The 18,091-nt window shown below is 73.5% G+C and carries 18 protein-coding genes; 9 read left to right on the top strand and 9 right to left on the bottom strand.

Annotation, left to right across the window (positions count from 1 at the left end; all coding sequences use genetic code 11):
- Positions 1–34: 34 nt before the first annotated feature.
- From BJP25_RS19710 to BJP25_RS19700, 3 genes are all read left to right on the top strand, one after another.
- Entirely contained in the window at positions 35–1,624 is a 1,590-nt protein-coding gene (locus BJP25_RS19710; RefSeq protein WP_075976465.1) for an acyl-CoA carboxylase subunit beta, read from the top strand.
- Between the two features lie 223 nt (positions 1,625–1,847).
- The gene (locus BJP25_RS19705) at positions 1,848–2,762 is read left to right on the top strand and encodes an alpha/beta hydrolase (protein WP_408607164.1); all 915 of its coding nucleotides are present in this window, start codon (positions 1,848–1,850) and stop codon (positions 2,760–2,762) included.
- Between the two features lie 250 nt (positions 2,763–3,012).
- Positions 3,013–4,014, top strand: a complete 1,002-nt coding sequence (locus BJP25_RS19700; protein ID WP_075976513.1) for a TerC family protein — start codon at positions 3,013–3,015, stop codon at positions 4,012–4,014.
- Positions 4,015–4,018: 4 nt separating this feature from the next.
- On the opposite strand, the gene BJP25_RS19695 is transcribed toward BJP25_RS19700, so the two are convergent.
- The 5 genes from BJP25_RS19695 to BJP25_RS33560 form a co-directional block, all read right to left on the bottom strand.
- Complete coding sequence (locus BJP25_RS19695; RefSeq protein WP_075976464.1) at positions 4,019–4,822, bottom strand: hypothetical protein; 804 nt, start codon at positions 4,820–4,822, stop codon at positions 4,019–4,021.
- Between the two features lie 120 nt (positions 4,823–4,942).
- Positions 4,943–5,686 carry an amino acid ABC transporter ATP-binding protein gene (locus BJP25_RS19690; RefSeq protein ID WP_075976463.1) on the bottom strand — a complete coding sequence of 248 codons (744 nt, stop codon included), beginning with the start codon at positions 5,684–5,686 and terminating at the stop codon, positions 4,943–4,945.
- Complete coding sequence (locus BJP25_RS35725) at positions 5,683–6,513, bottom strand: amino acid ABC transporter permease (RefSeq protein ID WP_233158166.1); 831 nt, start codon at positions 6,511–6,513, stop codon at positions 5,683–5,685. The genes BJP25_RS19690 and BJP25_RS35725 overlap by 4 nt, the downstream gene beginning before the upstream one ends.
- The gene (locus BJP25_RS35720) at positions 6,510–7,358 is read right to left on the bottom strand and encodes an ABC transporter substrate-binding protein (RefSeq protein ID WP_233158165.1); all 849 of its coding nucleotides are present in this window, start codon (positions 7,356–7,358) and stop codon (positions 6,510–6,512) included. Before BJP25_RS35720 ends, BJP25_RS35725 begins: the two co-directional genes overlap by 4 nt.
- A gap of 192 nt (positions 7,359–7,550) precedes the next feature.
- Positions 7,551–7,859: a hypothetical protein gene (locus tag BJP25_RS33560; RefSeq protein ID WP_075976460.1), complete on the bottom strand. Its 309-nt coding sequence runs from the start codon at positions 7,857–7,859 to the stop codon at positions 7,551–7,553.
- 156 nt (positions 7,860–8,015) lie between these two features.
- On the opposite strand from BJP25_RS33560, the gene BJP25_RS19670 reads away from it, so the two are divergent.
- The 3 genes from BJP25_RS19670 to BJP25_RS19660 all read left to right on the top strand — a co-directional run bounded on the left by BJP25_RS19670 (position 8,016) and on the right by BJP25_RS19660 (position 11,922).
- A complete protein-coding gene (locus tag BJP25_RS19670) occupies positions 8,016–9,287 on the top strand; it encodes a cytochrome P450 (RefSeq protein WP_075976459.1) in 1,272 nt (423 codons plus the stop codon).
- 63 nt (positions 9,288–9,350) lie between these two features.
- Positions 9,351–10,658 (top strand): DUF1800 domain-containing protein, encoded by a 1,308-nt coding sequence (locus BJP25_RS19665; RefSeq protein WP_075976458.1) that lies wholly within the window; start codon positions 9,351–9,353, stop codon positions 10,656–10,658.
- A gap of 10 nt (positions 10,659–10,668) precedes the next feature.
- Complete coding sequence (locus BJP25_RS19660) at positions 10,669–11,922, top strand: DUF1501 domain-containing protein (protein ID WP_075976457.1); 1,254 nt, start codon at positions 10,669–10,671, stop codon at positions 11,920–11,922.
- A gap of 359 nt (positions 11,923–12,281) precedes the next feature.
- On the opposite strand, the gene BJP25_RS19655 is transcribed toward BJP25_RS19660, so the two are convergent.
- Positions 12,282–13,616 (bottom strand): sensor histidine kinase, encoded by a 1,335-nt coding sequence (locus tag BJP25_RS19655; protein WP_084794226.1) that lies wholly within the window; start codon positions 13,614–13,616, stop codon positions 12,282–12,284.
- Positions 13,617–13,747: 131 nt separating this feature from the next.
- Here BJP25_RS19655 and ligD point away from each other — a divergent pair, with 131 nt between their 5' ends.
- The 3 genes from ligD to BJP25_RS19640 all read left to right on the top strand — a co-directional run bounded on the left by ligD (position 13,748) and on the right by BJP25_RS19640 (position 16,035).
- A complete protein-coding gene (ligD, locus tag BJP25_RS19650) occupies positions 13,748–14,695 on the top strand; it encodes a non-homologous end-joining DNA ligase (RefSeq protein WP_075976511.1) in 948 nt (315 codons plus the stop codon).
- 92 nt (positions 14,696–14,787) lie between these two features.
- A complete protein-coding gene (locus tag BJP25_RS19645; RefSeq protein ID WP_075976456.1) occupies positions 14,788–15,315 on the top strand; it encodes an EF-hand domain-containing protein in 528 nt (175 codons plus the stop codon).
- 57 nt (positions 15,316–15,372) lie between these two features.
- The gene (locus BJP25_RS19640) at positions 15,373–16,035 is read left to right on the top strand and encodes a response regulator transcription factor (RefSeq protein WP_075976455.1); all 663 of its coding nucleotides are present in this window, start codon (positions 15,373–15,375) and stop codon (positions 16,033–16,035) included.
- 32 nt (positions 16,036–16,067) lie between these two features.
- Here the strand turns inward: BJP25_RS19640 and BJP25_RS19635 are convergent, their stop codons facing one another.
- The 3 genes from BJP25_RS19635 to BJP25_RS19625 form a co-directional block, all read right to left on the bottom strand.
- Complete coding sequence (locus tag BJP25_RS19635) at positions 16,068–16,478, bottom strand: hypothetical protein (RefSeq protein WP_075976454.1); 411 nt, start codon at positions 16,476–16,478, stop codon at positions 16,068–16,070.
- 5 nt (positions 16,479–16,483) lie between these two features.
- Positions 16,484–17,512 carry a hypothetical protein gene (locus BJP25_RS19630; RefSeq protein WP_143219207.1) on the bottom strand — a complete coding sequence of 343 codons (1,029 nt, stop codon included), beginning with the start codon at positions 17,510–17,512 and terminating at the stop codon, positions 16,484–16,486.
- Positions 17,513–17,703: 191 nt separating this feature from the next.
- Positions 17,704–18,091 (bottom strand): DUF4339 domain-containing protein (locus BJP25_RS19625; protein WP_269844558.1); only part of this gene is annotated, 388 nt, incomplete at its 5' end.

Raw genomic sequence — 18,091 nt, 5'->3', positions numbered from 1 at the left:
CGCCCGTGCTTGACCTGAGTGGAAGGAGGCAGTGATGTTCGGAGAGAACGGCTGGTACCACCCGACCACCGCCGACCGCATCGCGGACCTGGCAGGACGGCAGGACGAGGCCATCCGGCTCGCCGAGAAGCGGGCGGCCGACCGCCAGCACGCCAAGGGCAAGCTCACCGCCCGCGAGCGCATCGACCAGCTCGTCGACCCCGGGTCCTTCACCGAGCTCGACGTGTTCGCCCGGCACCGCACCACCGACTTCGGCATGGACTCCCACCGCCCCTACGGCGACGGCGTCGTCACCGGGGAGGCCACCGTCGACGGCCGCCAGGTGTGCCTGTTCTCCCAGGACTTCACCGTCTTCGGCGGCAGCATGGGCGAGGTCTTCGGCGAGAAGGTCCTCAAGGTCATGGACCTGGCCATGAAGCTGGGCTGCCCCATCATCGGCATCAACGACTCCGGCGGCGCGCGCATCCAGGAGGGTGTGGTGTCGCTGGCCTACTACGCCGAGCTGGGCCGCCGCAACGCCCACGCCTCCGGGGTCATCCCGCAGATCTCGATGATCCTGGGCCCGTGCGCGGGCGGGGCGGTCTACTCCCCGGCGATGACCGACTTCACCGTCATGGTCGACGACACCTCGCACATGTACGTCACCGGCCCCGAGGTCGTCAACGCCGTCACCGGCCAGCGGGTCACCCACGCCGAGCTGGGCGGGGCGCAGACCAACAGCGAGGTCTCCGGCAACGCCCACTACCGCGCCGCCGACGAGCCCGACGCGATCGAGTGGGTGCAGACCCTGCTGGGCTACCTGCCGCAGAACAACATGGAACCCGCCCCGGTCTACGGCTTCCACCACGACACCGAGCTCACCGCCACCGACCTGGCGCTGGACAAGCTCGTCCCGGACTCGCCGAACCAGGGCTACGACATGTACGAGGTCGTGCGCGCGGTCCTCGACGACGGCGACTTCACCGAGATCCACGCCGGGTTCGCCCGCAACATGATCTGCGCCTTCGGCCGGGTCGAGGGCCGCACCGTCGGCGTGGTGGCCAACCAGCCCACCGTGTCCGCCGGCGTCATCGACATCGACGCCTCGGAGAAGGCCGCGCGGTTCGTGCGGTTCTGCGACGCCTTCGACATCCCCATCGTGACCCTGGTGGACGTCCCCGGCTACATGCCCGGGATGGACCAGGAGCGCGGCGGCATCATCCGCCGCGGCGCCAAGCTCATCTACAGCTACGCCGAGGCGACCGTCCCGATGGTGACGGTGGTGGTGCGCAAGGCCTACGGCGGCGGTTACGCGGTGATGGGCTCCAAGCACCTCGGCGCGGACGTCAACATCGCTTGGCCCACCGCGGAGATCGCGGTGATGGGCGCCCAGGGCGCGGTGCAGATCCTGCACCGCCGCGAGATCGCGGGCGCCCCCGAGCACGAGCGCGAAGCGGTGCGCCGCAAGCTCACCGACGCCTACCAGCAGTGGCAGGCGACCCCCTACGTCGCCGCGGAGCGAGGGTACGTCGACATGGTCATCCCGCCGTCGCGAACCCGCCTCCAGGTGGCCAGGGCATTGCGTTCATTGCGTTCCAAGAAGCAGACTCTTCCTGCGAAGAAGCACGGGAACATTCCCTTGTGAGAATGTGACAAGAAATGGAGTTCGGCCCATGCCACGGACACAAAGAGGTGAGGGCACCCGATCCCGCCGGTTGCGCCGAGCGGTGATCGGGGGGTCGGCGGTGGTCCTCACCGCCGTGGTCTCGGCGGGTCTGGTGCAGGGACCGGCCGACGCCGCGCTGTTCCCGTGGTGGCCGTCCCAGCCCGCCACCAGCACGACCGCCACCCCCGCGCCGACGGCCACGCTGCCCTCCGGCGCCCCGCAGGCCACCGCGGACGACGGCGCGAAGGTGGTGAAGGAGACCAAGGTCGCCGACCGCACCTACGACCTGGAGATCCAGAGCCCGGCGCTGAAGAAGAACGGCATGGTCCGGGTCTTCCTGCCCGCCGACTGGTCGGCCACCGCCACCAAGACCTGGCCGCAGCTGTGGCTGCTGCACGGCTGCTGCGAGGTCAAGGACTACCAGTCCTGGGACGTGTTCACCGACGCGCGCTCGTTCCTCGCGGACAAGGGCGTCATCACCGTCATGCCCACCGACGGTCCCGCGGGCATGTACTCGGAGTGGTGGAACATGGGCCTGAGCAAGACGGCCAACTGGGAGGCCTTCCACATGAAGGAGGTCCTCCAGATCGTCGAGCGCGCCTACCGGGGCGGTCCCAACCGCTCCGTCGCGGGCGTGTCGATCGGCGGCTACGGCGCGCTGTACTACGGCTACGCCTACCCGGGCACCTTCAAGTCGGTGGCCTCCTACTCGGGCATCCCCAACACCCAGTTCGTCGGCACCGCGGGTGTCATCAAGGGCATCCTGGTCCGCGAGGGCTTCTGGAACTTCAACGACCTGTGGGGCCAGGAGATCCTGAACTGGGGCCTGTGGGCCAAGCACAACCCCTACGCCAACATCGAGAAGTTCCGCGGCGTGAACCTCTACATCAGCTCCGGCAACGGCGAGGTCGGCCCCCTCGACCCCGCGGGCAAGAGCGGCGACCCCCTGGACGCCTCCACCCTGCTGACCTCCCGGAGCTTCACCGACCGCCTCACCCAGCTCGGCATCCCGGCCACCGTGGACTACTACGGCAAGGGCACCCACAGCTGGCCCTACTGGGAGCGGGCCCTGCACCAGAGCTGGCCCCTGCTGGCCAAGGGCATGGGCATCGGCTGACCCCGCGCTCGACGAGAACCGCCCTCCCCGTCCCCGGGGAGGGCGGTTCTGCTTGTGCCACCCCGGGGCAGGCCGGCCGAGAAGCCCGCACCCCGGGATCACACCGCCCCGACCACCCGTCAGCGAGCGGAGACGCACCGGTTCTCGTAGCGTGACCTGCGGCGGAGTGCGCCGTGGGCCACTGGCACGAGCGCTTCCGTCCGATTTGCCCTAATCTCGGCGGCAGCAGGTCGGGTTCTCGGAGGTGTCGGTGCTGGAGGTCAGTGCGCTCGCGTGGTTCGCCACCGTGGGGCTGGTGGTGCTGCTGCTCGCGGTGGACCTCGCCCTCGCGGCGTGGCGGCCGCACCGGGTGGGGTTCAAGGAGGCCGTGGCCTGGTCGGTGTTCTACATCCTGGTCGCGGTGGCGTTCGGCGTGGTGTTCACCATGATCGCGGGCGGGGAGTACGGGACCGAGTTCTTCGCGGGCTACATCGTGGAGAAGTCGCTCAGCGTCGACAACCTGTTCGTCTTCGTGATCATCATGACGACGTTCGCGGTGCCGGAGAAGCACCAGCACAAGGTGCTCACGTTCGGGATCGTGCTGGCGCTCATCATGCGCGCGATCTTCATCATCGTCGGCGCCGCGCTGCTGAACCTGTTCTCCGTCATGTTCCTGCTGTTCGGCATCCTCCTGGTGTTCACCGCGGTGCAGCTGTTCCGCCACCGCGACGAGGAGCCCGACATCGAGGACAACGGCGTGGTGAAGCTGGCCCGCCGGATGTTCCCGATCAGCGACGAGTACCACGGCGGCAAGCTGTTCGCCCGGCTCGACGGCAAGCGGGTGGCCACGCCGCTGTTCCTGGTGCTGGTGGCCATCGGCGGCATCGACCTGCTGTTCGCCCTGGACTCCATCCCGGCGGTGTTCGGCGTCACCGAGGAGCCGTTCATCGTCTTCGCCGCGAACGCCTTCGCCCTGCTGGGCCTGCGCGCGCTGTACTTCCTGGTCAAGGGCCTGCTCGACCGGTTGGTGTACCTGTCCACCGGGCTGGCGATCATCCTGGCGTTCATCGGCGCGAAGCTGATCCTGCACTGGGCGCACGTGGACATCAGCCCCAGCGTCCCGGAGATCCCCACCCCGGTGAGCCTGGGCGTCATCGTGGTGATCCTCGCCGTGGTGACCATCGCCAGCCTGGTCAAGACCCGCAACGACCCGTCGGCCACGGCCAAGCCGGGGTCGCTGCGCGCGGCCAAGCCCAAGTCCGAACAGGACTGAGCGCTCAGCCGCAGGCCACCCGCGCCGGGGGCGAGGACAGCACCCGGCTGGTCCGGCCCCCGCCCGCCGGGTGCACCACCGCGATCGCGGTGGCGCGCACCAGGGCGCCGCGCAGCGGCGCGCACGGCGTGCGGCCCGACGGCCACACCGACCCCGGCCCGGGCATCGCCGCGTGCGCGGGCTCGGCGGCGTCGACCCACACCGGCCCGCCCGGGTCCTCCCGCAGGACCTGCAGGACCACGGTCACCTCGTGCGAGCCCACCAGGTCGTCGCAGGTCTGCTCGACCCGGAACGCCACCGTCGCGTCCCCGGCGTTGCTGCTCGGCCGCGGCACCTGACCCGCGCACGACCCGCCGGGCGCGGCCGCGGCCCGGTCGGGCAGCGGCACCGAGTACGCCGTGGCCGTGGGCGCCTGCCGCGCGTCCCCGGCGGGCGGCGGGGCGGCGGGCACCGCGCGCAGCACCAACGCGGTCAGCAGCGTGCTCACCGTCGCCGCCACCACCGCGGTGACCACCACGACCGGCGCCACCGACCGCGGCCGCGCCGCCCGCGGGGGCCGCGGCAGCGCCGCCGTCTCGTCGTCGGCGCCCCGGGCCCAGGTGCGGTGCGACCGGGTGGCCTCGACCTCGTCCGCGCCGAGGTCGCCCGCCGGCCGCCGCACCTCGCCCGCGCTGCGCGGCAGGTCCACCCCCCGGCGGTACCGGGTGACCAGCACCCGGTCCACCCCGCGGGCGCGCTCCACCCCGGTGCGGGCCACCAGCGCCCGCAGCGCGGCGGCGAACCCCTCGTCCCGGCCGCGTCCGCTCACGGTCCTCCCGCCGAAGGCCAACCCCGACCTCTCGGGCGTCGAATCATGCCACACCGCGCCCGCCGCCCAGCAGGTCCGCGTCGCCGGTCCGCAGGCCGGGCGGGGCGGGCGGGCGGGGCGTCAGAGGCGGCCGGAGTCCAGCACCCGGCGGAGGAACTCCCTGGTCCGGGGCTGCTCGGGGTCGCCGAGGACCTGCTCGGGCGAACCCGACTCCACCACCCGGCCGCCGTCGAGGAAGCAGACCAGGTCGGCTACCTGCTTGGCGAAGCCCATCTCGTGCGTGGCCATCAGGATCGTGCGCCCGCCCGCGGCGATCTCGCGCACGAGGGCCAGCACCTCCCCGACCAGCTCCGGGTCGAGCGCGCTGGTGATCTCGTCGAGCAGCAGCAGGGCCGGGTCGTAGGCCAGGGCGCGGACCAGGGCGACCCGCTGCTGCTGCCCGCCGGAGAGCCGGTCGGGGTAGGCGCGCGCCTTGTCCGCCAGACCCACCCGCTCCAGCAGCGCCAGCGCCCGGGTGGTCGCCTCCGCCTCGGGCACCCCGTGCACGACCGTGGGGGCCAGCACGACGTTGCGCAGCACCGACATGTGCGGGAACAGGTTGTAGGCCTGGAAGACCACCCCCATGTCCCGCCGCGCCCGGTCGGGGTCCACCCGGGGGTCGGAGATGTCGCGGCCGAGCAGCTCGACCTGGCCGTCGTCGAGGTCCTCCAGCAGGTTCACGCAGCGCAGCAGGGTCGACTTGCCCGACCCGGACGCGCCGATGAGCGCCACCACCTGCCCCTCCTCGACGGTCAGGTCGACCCCGTCGAGCACCCGCCTGCCGCCGTACTCCTTGACCAGACCCCGCACCCGCAGCACCGTCACAGCGCCCCCTCCCGGCGCGCGGACCGCCGCGCGACGTGGTCGGCCAACCGCCCCGACGGGGCGGCCAGCAGCACGAACAGCAGCGCCGCCACCACGTACGGGGTGAAGTCGTAGCGCTGCGACACCTCGATCTGCGCCGCGCGCACCGCGTCGACCGCGCCCAGCACCGAGATCAGCCCGACGTCCTTCTGCAGCGCCACGAAGTCGTTGAGCAGCGCGGGCAGCACCCGCCGCACCGCCTGCGGGAGCACCACCAGCCGCATCGCGCGCCGGTGGTCCAGGCCCAGCGACCGCGCCGCGGCCACCTGCGACGGGTGCACCGACTCGATGCCCGCCCGGAACACCTCGGCCACGTACGCCGAGTAGGTCAGCACCAGCGCCACCCCGCCCAGCACCACCGGGTCGGTGGGCACCCCGGTCAGCCGCAGCCCGGGCAGCCCGAACCCGATGAGGTACATGCAGATCAGCAGCGGCACCCCGCGGAACAGGTCCACGTACGCGGTGGCGAGCACCCGCACCGGGAACCACACCGGGCCGCGCAGCGTGCGCGCCCCCGCCACCAGCAGCCCCACCACCAGGATCGCCGCCGCGCACACCACCAGCACGCGGACGTTGAGCCACAACCCCTCCAGGACCGCGGGCAGCGACGCCAGCGCCACCCGCCAGTCCAGGAAGGAGTCGCGCACCCGCGGCCACCCCGGCGACCCGGTGACGCCGAAGTAGAGCACCGCGGCGAAGGCGGCGGTGGACACGAGCGCGACGGCCGTCGACCGCCGCGCCCGCGTCCGCCGGTAGGCCGCGCGTTCGAGCTGGAGCGCGCTGGTCACTTCAGCTCGGGCGCGTTGCCCGCCGCGGCCAGCCACTCCTGCTCGATCTTGTCCAGGGTGCCCTCGGCCCGCAGGTCGTCGACGGCCTTCGACACGCACGCGGTGAGCTTGCTGCCCTTGTCCAGCACCGCGCCGAACTGCTCGGGCGTGCCCCCCGACTGCGGCAGCTGCCCGGCGATGACGCCGTTGTCCAGCTCGGCGGAGGTGATGTAGAAGGCGGTGGGCAGGTCCACCACGATCGCGTCGACCTGGCCCGCGGCGAGCGCGGCCTTGGCGTCGTCGTTGGTGTTGTAGACCGCCACCTGCTGCTCGGGCCGCAACGCCGCCGCCGCGGTGTAGCTGGTGGTGCCCACCTGCGCGCCCAGCTTCACCTTCTTCAGGTCCGCCAGGGACTTCACCTCGCCCTTGCCGCCCTTGACCGCGACGACGGCCTGCGCCACGTCGTAGTAGGGGGAGGAGAAGTCGACGGCCTGCTTGCGCTCGTCGGTGATGGAGAACTCGTTGAAGTCGAGGTCGAAGGTCTTGGGACCGGGCTGGATGGCGGCGTTGAAGGTGACCCGGGTCCAGGTCACGTCCCCCTTGCCGTACCCGAGCTTGTCCGCGATCGCGTAGGCCACCGCGCTCTCGAAGCCCTTGCCGTTGGCGGGGTCGTTGTCGACGTACCACGGTTGGTACACCGGCTCGTCGGTGCCGAAGGTGAGCTTGCCCGCCGCCAGGGTCGGCAGCGAGGCCTTGTCGCACCCGGTGGCGCCCCCGGAGGGCGCGCCGGACTGGTCGGCCTGGTCGGCCGGGGCACACGCCGCCGCGAGCAGGAGGGCGGCGGGCAGCAGGAGGAGCTTGCGCATGGGCCGAATCATCCCCCATGTCCACCCCTCGGGACGGCAGTGACTTTCCGTCACGGTCCGGCGAGGACCGCGGCGGTGGCGGGGTGGCCGGGGCGCGAACCGCGGGCCACGGCGGGAACCCGCCACGGCCCGCGGCCGCCGCTCCGGGAGGGCCGCGCAACACCTCCCGGAGCTGTCCGCCCCGGACGGGTCTCAGGCGGTGGCCTCCCGGTAGGTGCGCCAGAACGCCCCGGCGCCCATCACCCGCCAATCGCGGTCGGTGCGGACCAGGAAGTCGGAGGGGCGGACCTCCGCGATGAGGCCGCCGTCGTCGTGCAGTACGCCCACTGCTGTGTCCTCTCGCCAGTCGACGGTGAACCGTGCTCCGGTCTTGCCCGCGGCGCGCTGCGACTCCACCCAGCGGCGCATCTGCCACAGGTCGCTGGGGTCGTCGTAGGGCACCGCGCGAACCGGGGCGGGCCAGGGGTGGTAGATCCGGACCGCTCCCGGGGTGTCGCTCATCCCCACCCCGGAACCCTACCATCGATTCGAACAAACGTTCGACTGATTCGAGGTCCGCGACGTGCGCGGATGGTCACACCCCGGCACACCCGGACGGGCTCTCAGCGGCCACGGGATACGGTGACCCCGCTGGAACAGGGTGGGGAGTGGGCGAACATGCTGACCATGGGCAGGAACGCGCTGTCGTGGGTGCGCCGGGTGGTGACCAGGGCGGTGCTCAAGCGGGTGGGGCCGCGGGCGCTGTCGCTGCTGCCCGAGGGGGCCCTGGTGCCGCTGCGGCGCGACGGGGTGGTACCGGTCCCGGAGCTGGACCGCATCGCCGACGAGGGGCCGATCACGCAGCTGCCGGTGCCGTTCGGGGTCACGCTCTGGCTGGTCACCGGGCACGACGTGGTCAAGCAGGTGCTGGCCGACACCGCGCACTTCAGCAACGACTTCGCCCACCTCGGCAAGATCCTGGAGCTGGAGCAGAACCCCGGCGGCCTCGGCTTCGCCGACCCGCCCGTGCACACCCGGCTGCGCAAGGTGCTCACCCCGGAGTTCACCATGCGCAGGCTGGCCAGGCTCGCCCCGCGCATCGACGAGATCATCGCCGACTGCCTCGACAGCATGGCCGAGGCGCCGGGCCCGGTGGACCTGGTGGAGAAGTTCGCCCTGCCCATCCCGTCGCTGACGATCTGCGAGCTGCTCGGCGTGCCCTACGCCGACCGCGAGGAGTTCCAGCGCCTGGCCGAGGCCCGCTTCGACCTCTTCGGCGGCGCCGGGGCCGGGTTCGGCCACATCTCCGAGTCGCTGGCCTACATGCACAAGGTCGTCGCCCAGCAGCGCCGCGACCCCGGCGACGGGCTCATCGGCATGATCATCCGCGAGCACGGCGACGAGGTCACCGACGAGGAGCTCGCAGGCCTGGCCGACGGCGTGCTCACCGGCGGCTTCGAGACCACCGCCAGCATGATCGCCCTGGGCGCGCTCATGCTCCTCGGCGACGACCGGCACGCCACCCGGCTGCGCGAGGACGACAGCGCCGTCAACCCCTTCGTCGAGGAGATGCTGCGCTACCTGACCGTGGTGCAGGTCGCCTTCCTGCGCTTCGCCAGGGAGGACACCGTCATCGCGGGCCAACCGGTGAGCGCGGGCGACGTGGTCGCCCTCTCGCTCAGCGCCGCCAACCGCGACCCGGCCCTGGGCGAGGGCATCCGCGAGTTCGACCCGACCCGCGCGCCCAACCCGCACGTCGCCTTCGGCCACGGCGCCCACCGCTGCATCGGCGCGGAACTGGCCAGGATGGAGCTGCGCGCGGCCTACCCGGCCCTGGTGCGCCGCTTCCCGCACCTGCGCCTGGCCTCCGACGCCCCGCTGACCTTCCGCGAGACCTCCATCGTCTACGGCGTCGAGGCCATCCCGGTGCTCACCGGCCCGGACCTGTAGATCAGCTGAAGAACGGGCCCCGGCGCGGGCGCGGCCCACCCCCGCGGGGCCATGCTCGGGGCCATGACCCCGCTCGACGACCGGGCCGCCGTGCGCAGGCTGCTGGACCGCCTCGCCCTCGGCCCGCGCCCCGGTGACCTCGACCGGGCCTTCGGCGAGACCCTGGACCGCCTGCTGGCCCCGCCCGCCCCGGTCACCCCGCCGCGGCTCGACCCCCTCCCGCGGCCCGCGGCGGCGGGCAAGGGCGACAAGGGCGGCACAGGCGGCACGGGCGGCAAGGAGGCCAAGCGCCGCGCCAACGCCGCCCGCGCCGAGCAGGAGCGCCGGGTCGCGGTGTGGTGGCTGGACCGGCTGGTCGCCGACACCACCGCCACCGAGCGGCTGACCTGGTTCTGGCACGGCCACTTCGCCACCTCCGAGCAGAAGGTCCGCAGCCCGCGGCTGATGCTCGTCCAGAACCAGGCGCTGCGCGCCCACGCCACCGGCTCCTTCACCGACCTGGCGACCGCCATGGTCACCGACCCGGCGCTGCTGCTGTGGCTCGACGGCAACGACAACCGCGCCGGCGCCCCCAACGAGAACCTGGCCAGGGAGTTCCTGGAGCTGTTCGCCCTCGGCATCGGCCACTACACCGAGACCGACGTGCGCGAGGCCGCCAAGGCCCTCACCGGCTGGCGGGCCACCCGCGACCGGGACACCGCCACCTTCGACCCCGACCGGCACGAGCGGGCCCCGGTGACCCTCTTCGGGGACCGGGCCCCGCTGGACGCGCCCGGGTTCGTCGCCCGGGTCCTCGCCCGCCCCGAGTCCGCCCGGTTCGTCGTCGGCAGGCTGTGGTTCCGCCTGGTGTCCGCCGCGCCCCCGCCCGCTGACGCCCTCGACCGGGTGGTCGCCGCCTACGGCCCCGGCCGCGACACCGCCGCCGCGCTGCGCGCCATCACCGCCGAACCGGCCTTCCGCGACCCGGCGAACACCCTGGTCAAGCAGCCCGTCGACTGGTTCACCGGCCTGTGCCGGGCACTGGGCGTGGCCCCGGCGGCGCTGCCGGACAAGACCCTGGCGAAGGTCAGGAAGGGCCTCACCGGCATGGGCCAGGTCCCCCTGCGCCCGCCCAGCGTCGGCGGCTGGCCCGCCGCCGGCGCGTGGCTGACGACCTCGGCGGGCGCCGCCCGGCTCGCCCTCGCCCAGGCCGTCGTCGCAGGCGCGGACCTGTCCGCGGTCGGGTCCGACCCGGTCGAGGGCGCCCGGACACTGCTGGGCGTCGACGCCTGGTCGCCCCGCACGACGTCGGCGCTGGAGCAGGTCCGCGCCGACCCCAAGCACCTGGTGACCGTCGCGGCGTGCGCACCCGAGTACGTCGTGAGCGGATGAGGGAGGACCGATGGACCCGCTGACCCGCAGGCGCTTCCTCGCCGCGACCGGCGTCGTGGGCGCGGGCGCCCTCGCCGCGGGCGCCACCCAGGTGAACTGGGGCGCGCTCATGTCCGCCGCCGACTCGTCCCCGCTGGGCCCCGACGACGGCGTCCTGGTCGTGGTCACCCTCTACGGCGGCAACGACGGCCTCAACACCGTCGTCCCCGCGGGCGACAAGACCTACCAGGACCTGCGCCCCGACCTGGCCTACCGCCCCGAGGACGTGCTGGACCTGGGGGAGGGGCTCGGGCTCAACCCCGGCCTCAAGGGCCTCAAGCAGCTGTGGGACGCCGACCAGCTCGCCGTGGTGCGCGGCGTCGGCTACCCCGAACCCGACCACAGCCACTTCCGCTCCATGGCCATCTGGCAGACCGCGGCCCCCGACTCCCCCGCGCAGACGGGGTGGCTGGGCCGCTGGCTCGACACCCTCGACGGCGACCCGCTGCACGCGCTGTCGGTCGAGCCGGTGCTGCCCGCCCTGTTCGCCGGGGAGCGCGGCGGGGCGGCGAGCTACCCCGTCGACGGCCTCGCCCTGCCGCGCGGCACCCTGGCGAAAGCGTTTGCGGCCCTGGGTGCCGAGCAGGCGGGCGAGGACCCGTGGCGGGCGCGCGCGGCCAAGGCCATCACCGACCTGCACCGCAGCGCCGACGTCGTCACCCGCGCCGCCACCGCGGCCCAGGACCCGACCGAGCCCGACGAGGACGAGGAGTCCACCAGGGGCGCCTCGGCGGGCGGCGGCTCCGCCCTGGGCAAGCAGCTGTCCCTGGTGGCCAACCTGGTGGAGGCGGGCGTGCCGACCCGCGCCTACTCGGTCTCGCTCGGCGGCTTCGACACCCACGCCGACGAGCGCGGCACCCAGCAGCGGCTGCTCACCGAGCTCGACGGCGCCCTCACCCCGTTCGTCCGCCGCATGCAGGGCACCGACCGGGGCCGCAAGGTGGTCGTGCTCGTGTACTCCGAGTTCGGCCGCCGCGTGCGCGCCAACGCCTCCCACGGCACCGACCACGGCACCGCGGGCCCCGTGTTCCTGCTGGGCGCCCCCGTCACGGGCGGCTTCCACGGCGAACAACCGTCGCTGACCGACCTCGACGACGACGACCTCAAGGCGACCACCGACTTCCGCGACATCTACGGCACCCTGGTCGCGGACGTCCTCGGCGCCGACCCCCACCAGGTCCTCACCGGACACGACGGCAGGTTGGACGGCCTCATCAAGACGTAGGGTCCGCTCGACCGGACACCGGACCGACGACAATCGACCGCAACGGTGCTGACTTGGCGCCGCTGCCGGGCGCGGTGTCGAACGCGCGCGGTCGACGTGGCCACCCCGCCGATGCCCGAGGACCACGATGTCGGCCGCGGCCCTACCCCGCACGGCCCTACCTTGTGCGGCTTCGCCTCGCGCGGTTCCGCCCCGCACGTTCTGCCTCGCGCAGCTCCCGTCCCGCACGTTTCCGCCCCGCACGGCTTACCCCGCGCGGTTTCGCTCTTGGCGCTGTCCGCTGGCCTGTCGAAACGCGTCTCCTGCTGTCCCGTGAGGACTTCCGCCAGCCGCGCACCCGCGCCGCACGGCGAGTCGACCTACATCACGCCACCTCCAACCTGGCCTGCTCCGTGATCCGTCGACGCGGCCCCATCCTGAACCGGCCTCGTCGGCCCCCGCTCCACCGGCAGGGACAACCGGAACCGGCTCCCCGCCACGCACACCAGATCGCCCCCGTGCGCCCGGGCGATGCCGCGCGCGATCGGTAACCCCAACCCAGCACCCGCGCCCCCGCTGGTCACCATCCGCCCGAAGATCCGCTCCCGGTCCGCGTCCGCCACCCCGGGGCCGCTGTCCTCGACGTCCACCACCGCGAACCCGCCCGCCACCCCCACCGACAGCACGACCCGCCCGCGCTCACCCGCGGCCCGCCGCGCGTTCGTCGTCAGGTTCCCCAGCACCTGCCGCACCCGCTCGGAGTCGGCCCGCACCCGCACCGGCCCGCCCCGCACCTCGAACCCCACCCCCGGCGCCACCAACCGCTGCCCGTCGACGTGCTCGCGCACCAGGTCCATCAGCTCCACCGGTTCCCACCGCAGCCGCACCCCGGCGTCCAACCGCGCCAGGTCCAGCAGGTCGTCGACCAACCGCGCCGCCCGCCGCGACTCCCGCACCAGGTGCAGGTGCAACCGGTCCCGGGTGTCCACATCGGCCTCCGGGCCCAGCGACACCACCGCCTCGGCCGCCGCCTGCACCCCCGCGACCGGCGTCCGCAGCTCGTGCGCGGCGTCCGACACGAACTGCCGCAACCGGTCCTCCGCCCCCTCCAGGCTGTCCAGCATCTCGTCGAACGCCACCGCCGCCCGCCCCAGCTCGGTGTCCGGCCGCGTCGGCACCAACCGCCCCCCGCGCCCGCCCGCCGCCGTCGCCCGCGCCAGCGCGGTCATCGCGTCCAGCGGCGCCAACGCCGCCCGCATCCCCCACAGCAGCGCCAGCGCCGCCACCAGCAGCGCGCCCGCCCCGCCGAGCAGCAGCACCCGGTCCAGCGCCGACTCCGCCGACTCCAGCACCGACGTGTCGGCGCTGAGCACCAGCACCGCCCCGGCCAACCGCCCCTCCGCCAACGTCACCCGCACCCGCCGCACCCCCGGCTCCGGCGCCGCCCCGGTGTCCCCGAAGACCTGCCCGTCCGGCAGCGTCAACCCCACCCGCACCCCCCGCGCGTCCACCCGGCGCACCAGCGCGGCGGGCCCGACGTCCTGCCGCGCCAGCTGCCGGGCCAACTGCGCCCGCCCGGCCAGCGCGCTGTCGAGCCCGCGCTCGACCTGCGCGGTGAAGGCCACGCGCACCACCACGCCCAGGGTGAGCAGCGTCAGCCCCAGGACGATCAGGCCGGTGACGGTCACCCGGCGGCGCAAGGATGTAGTTCGCACCAGGCCACTGTGCCGCACAGCGCGGCCCTGCGGGTGTGCAGGACGTACGCGCTGCGTACGGGTTCGGTAAAGACATCCCGACCGGGCGCGCGACCCCGGTGATCAGCGCGGACAGCCGCTACCGTGGCGCCATGGCAGCCAAGGGCAGCACCCCCGCCGTCGAGCTGGAGGTCGGGGAGCAGGTGGTCCGCATCTCCAACCCGGACCGGGTGTACTTCCCCGCGCTCGGCGCGACCAAGCTCGACCTCGCCCGCTACTACCTCGGCGTCGGCGACGGCATCGTCCGCGCCCTGCGCGAGCGCCCCTGCATGCTCCACCGCTACCCCGAGGGCATCGAGGGCGAGAAGGTGCACCAGAAGCGCCTCCCGCACGGCGCACCCCGGTGGGTGCAGACCGTGCGCGTGCACTTCCCCCGCTACGACCGCCACGCCGACGAGCTGTGCGTCACCACGCTCGCCGACGTCGTGTGGGCCGTGCAGATGTCCACCGTCGAGTTCCACCCCTGGAACTCCCGGCGCGCCGACACCGAGAAGCCCGACGAGTGGCGCATCGACCTCGACCCCATGCCCGAGTGCGACTTCGCCACCGTCCGCCGGGTCGCCCACGTCGTCGAGGAGGTGCTGGCCGAGCTCGGCGCCGTCGGCTACCCCAAGACCTCCGGCGGCGACGGCCTGCACGTCTACGTCCGCACCCACCCCGACTGGGACTTCGGACAGGTGCGCCGCGCCGCGCTCGCCTTCGCCCGCGAGGTCGAGCGCCGCACCCCCGAGGCCACCACCGCCTGGTGGCGCAAGGACCGCGACCCCCGCGCGGTCTTCGTCGACTTCAACCAGAACGCCCGCGACCACACCATCGCCAGCGCCTACTCGGTGCGCGGCGTCCCCGCGGCCACCGTCTCCACCCCCCTGCGCTGGGACGAGGTCGACACCGTCGAACCCCGCGACCTCACCATCACCACCGTCCCCGCCCGCTTCGCCGAGCTCGGGGACCTGCACGCGGGCATCGACGACACCCCGTTCTCCCTGGCGCCACTGCTGGAGTGGGCGGACCGTGACGGAGTGGAAAACCCTTCCGGGTGAGGGCTGCTGCCCGTTCGGGGGGTGCCCCGGCCAGTCGGACACCGACATGATCCGCGGTGTTTCGTCCGGTTCGCAGGGGAAGGGATGGGCGCGTGCCCACTGCTATCCAGGAGACCAAGCTGCAGCGGCTGTTCGGCCTGCTCGACGCCGACGGCAACGGCTACCTCGAGGAGGACGACTTCGAGCTGTTCGCCGCCAAGGCGGTGCGCGCCGCGGGCGCGGGCGACTCGTTGGAGGCCAGGATCGTCAAGCGCGAGGCCGCCGCCCTGTGGCGGGCGCTCAGCGACGCCCTCGACGCCGACGGCGACCTGCGCATCGGCCGCGACGAGTTCCTGCGCGCCGCCGACATCGACGACGTCGTCGACGGCGCGGTCAAGCTCGGCGTGGCCGTGCGCGACGTGGTCGACGTCGACGGCGACGGCCTGATCAGCGAGAGCGAGTGGGTGTCCCTCGACGCCCAGCTCGGCATCACCCGCACCGAGAGCGCCGCCGGGTTCGCCGCCATCGACGCCGACGGCGACGGCTTCGTCAGCAAGCCCGAGTACGCCGCCGCCGTCGCCCAGTTCTTCCGCGGCGCCGAGGAGGGCGCCCCCGGCAACTGGGTCTTCGGCCGCTTCTGACCGCCCGCCGCCGGGCCCCGGCCACCCGCCGGGGCCCCGCGGTGGCAGGATGCGCCCGTGGACGCCCCCCGCATCCTCCTCGTCGAAGACGCCCCGGCGATCCGCGAGTCCGCGCGCACCGCGCTGGCCGGGGCGGGCCACCGCGTCCTCGCCCTCACCGACGGCACCGCCCTCGAACAGGCCCTCACCGACTTCCGCCCCGACCTGGTGGTCCTCGACGTCATGCTGCCCGGCCGCGACGGCTTCGAGCTGCTGGCCGTGGTCCGCCGCACCGGCACCCCGGTCATCCTCGCCACCGCCCGCGACGCCGTGGACGACCGGCTGCGCGGCCTGCACGACGGCGCCGACGACTACCTCGTCAAGCCCTACGTGCTCGCGGAACTGGTCGCCAGGGTGGCCGCGGTGCTGCGCCGCGCGGGCCGCGCCACCCCGGTGCAGCGGATCGGTGACCTGGTCCTGGACATCGACGCGGGCACCGCCACCCGCGCGGGCGCGGTCCTGGAGCTGACCGCCACGGAGCTGAAGCTGCTGGCGTTCCTGGCCTCCCGGCGCGGCGCCGTGGTCGGCAAGACCCAGATCCTCGGCGCGGTGTGGGGCTACGAGCACTACGACGTCAACCTGGTCGAGGTCCACGTCAGCGCCCTGCGCCGCAAGCTGGAGGCCCACGGCCCCCGCCTGCTGCACACCGTCCGCGGCCTCGGCTACGCCCTGCGCCCGTAGGCCGCGTTCCACGGACCCGCCCCCGCGACCCCTCAGCCCAGGCCGCGCCGGTCCACCACCACCCGCGCCACATCCCCCTCCACCTCGGCCACCTGGGCCTCCAAAGCAGCCAGGATCTGGGCCTTGCTCCCCCCGCTCACCACGGCGGCGGACACCAGCTGCGCGTTGATCCCGTTGATCCGCTGCTCGATGTCCACCTTCCGCTCGATCGACGCCACATCGCCCAGCGGCAGCGACTCCAACGCCCGGGACGCGGCCACCAACCGCCGGTGCATCCGGGCCTCCGGCGAGTGGTCACCCGCCCACGACGCGGGCACCGGCGTCCCGCCCGCGATCCCGCTCTGCGCCACCTGCTTGCGCTTGGCGTGCGAGGCCAGCGACGAGGCGAACCACACCCCGCCGACCACCAGCAGCACCAGCACGACGACCAAGACCTTGATCACGACGCCTACCTCCCGCGGATTCCCTGGACCAGCAGGTACAACCCCACCAGCACGACGACGGCGAGCACCACCGCCGCCACGACCTTCACGGCGCTGACCGGCCGCCTGCCCTGCACCTCACCGGTCACCCCGTTCACGCACACCTGGAACGGCTCACCCCGGTGCAGCACAGTCAACAACCAGATCGGCATCAACAGGTGCTTGAACCGCACGTCGGAGTACCGCGTGTCCACCCGGTGCACCTGCTGCGCGTCACCACCGATGTCCACCCGCACCGCCGCCTCGACCACGCCCGCCATCCGTCCCTTGGCCAGCTCGAACGCCTCCGCCACCCCCACGTCGTAGGTGCGGCTCAGGTGCCCGGCCAGGTACTCGTGCGAGAACGGCCGCGCCTCGTGCGTCGGCCACGGCTCCAACGCGGCCACCTTCTCGACGTCCACCCCGGTGTTGGCCAGCACGGGCAGGTCGTCGAACGCGTTCACCACCCGCCCCCGCACCGGCGTCCAGTCCACCCGCGTCTGCGTCCGCCGCTGCTTGCCGGACCCGACGGTCACCGTGTACCGGCGCCCCCGCTCCCCGTCGTACTCGCTGTCCGCCCGCGCGTCGTAGCTGAAGTAGGCCAGGTACACGCTGGAGAACGCCCCGGTCTCCTTGTACCGGGTGAACTCCGAGGGCGCGAACCACCGGCTCCCGATCCACCGCTCCACCAACTCCCGCCCGGCCCGCTCGTCCACGCGGAACGGCAGCACGGCGTCCACCCCGACCCGACCCGGGGCGTCCTGCACGTCATCCCGCTGGATCGGCGTGGCGCAGTAGGGGCAGCGGGAAGCCGTCAACGACCCGGAGAACGTGGTGTGCCCACCGCAGTTCTGGCACACGATCTCCTTCTCCTGGACCTCGCCGGTCAACCCGCGCGCACTGCGCAACGCACCCTCGAAGTCGTGCTCGACAACAGAGTGCCCGCGGTTCTCCACGACGTCCTGGGCGTTGCCGCACTGTGGACAGACCAGCCGTTGTCCTGCGATGTCGAACACCAACTCCCCACCGCACCGCCGACAGGGGTATGTCCGCGTCCCCTCGGTCGGGTGCAGGCGAGCGCCACCCTCCACACCAGACACCGAAGCCCCGCCTGGCAACGGCGGCGGCGTCGACCTCCCCGGCCGAGGCGGCAACGGCGGCGGTGCCGCGCTTCCCGAACCCCGCGGCGGCTCGCCCGAGGGCCCGCTCATCCCCGCCCACCACCCGGCAACGGCGGCGGCGTGGTCCCGAACAGCGCCGCCACCGCGGGCACCGACCCAGCCGCCGCCCACCCGGCCATCCCTGCCGTCCACACCAACGTCTGCGCCGTCACCTGCCCCGACCCCACCAACCCCCGCAGGTGCTCCAACGGGAACGGCCCAGCCGCCGCCCCGCTCAACTCCACGTGGTACTGCGCCGCGGACGGCAATGGCGGGGGAAGCGCCCCACCCACCACCCCCGCGGCCTGCTGCCCCAGCGCCACCCCCACACCGGCACCCACCATCGCGCCACCCACCCCCGGGTTGCGCGCGGCCTCCACCACCGCCTCCGCCACAGCACCCCGCTGGAAGCGGTCCACCGGACCCACGTTGTCC

This window comes from Actinokineospora bangkokensis (assembly GCF_001940455.1).
In the GTDB taxonomy this organism is placed as follows: Bacteria; Actinomycetota; Actinomycetes; order Mycobacteriales; family Pseudonocardiaceae; genus Actinokineospora; species Actinokineospora bangkokensis.
This window is presented reverse-complemented; position numbering and strand designations above follow the sequence as displayed.

What these genes read in the sequence shown, in the direction of transcription:
- BJP25_RS35720 (WP_233158165.1), bottom strand. Translation starts at nt 7,358, where the DNA reads ATGCGCAAGCTCCTCCTGCTGCCCGCCGCCCTCCTGCTCGCGGCGGCG.
- BJP25_RS19660 (WP_075976457.1), top strand. Translation starts at nt 10,669, where the DNA reads ATGGACCCGCTGACCCGCAGGCGCTTCCTCGCCGCGACCGGCGTCGTG.
- BJP25_RS19710 (WP_075976465.1), top strand. Translation starts at nt 35, where the DNA reads ATGTTCGGAGAGAACGGCTGGTACCACCCGACCACCGCCGACCGCATC.
- BJP25_RS33560 (WP_075976460.1), bottom strand. Translation starts at nt 7,859, where the DNA reads ATGAGCGACACCCCGGGAGCGGTCCGGATCTACCACCCCTGGCCCGCC.
- ligD (WP_075976511.1), top strand. Translation starts at nt 13,748, where the DNA reads ATGGCAGCCAAGGGCAGCACCCCCGCCGTCGAGCTGGAGGTCGGGGAG.
- BJP25_RS19670 (WP_075976459.1), top strand. Translation starts at nt 8,016, where the DNA reads ATGCTGACCATGGGCAGGAACGCGCTGTCGTGGGTGCGCCGGGTGGTG.
- BJP25_RS19665 (WP_075976458.1), top strand. Translation starts at nt 9,351, where the DNA reads ATGACCCCGCTCGACGACCGGGCCGCCGTGCGCAGGCTGCTGGACCGC.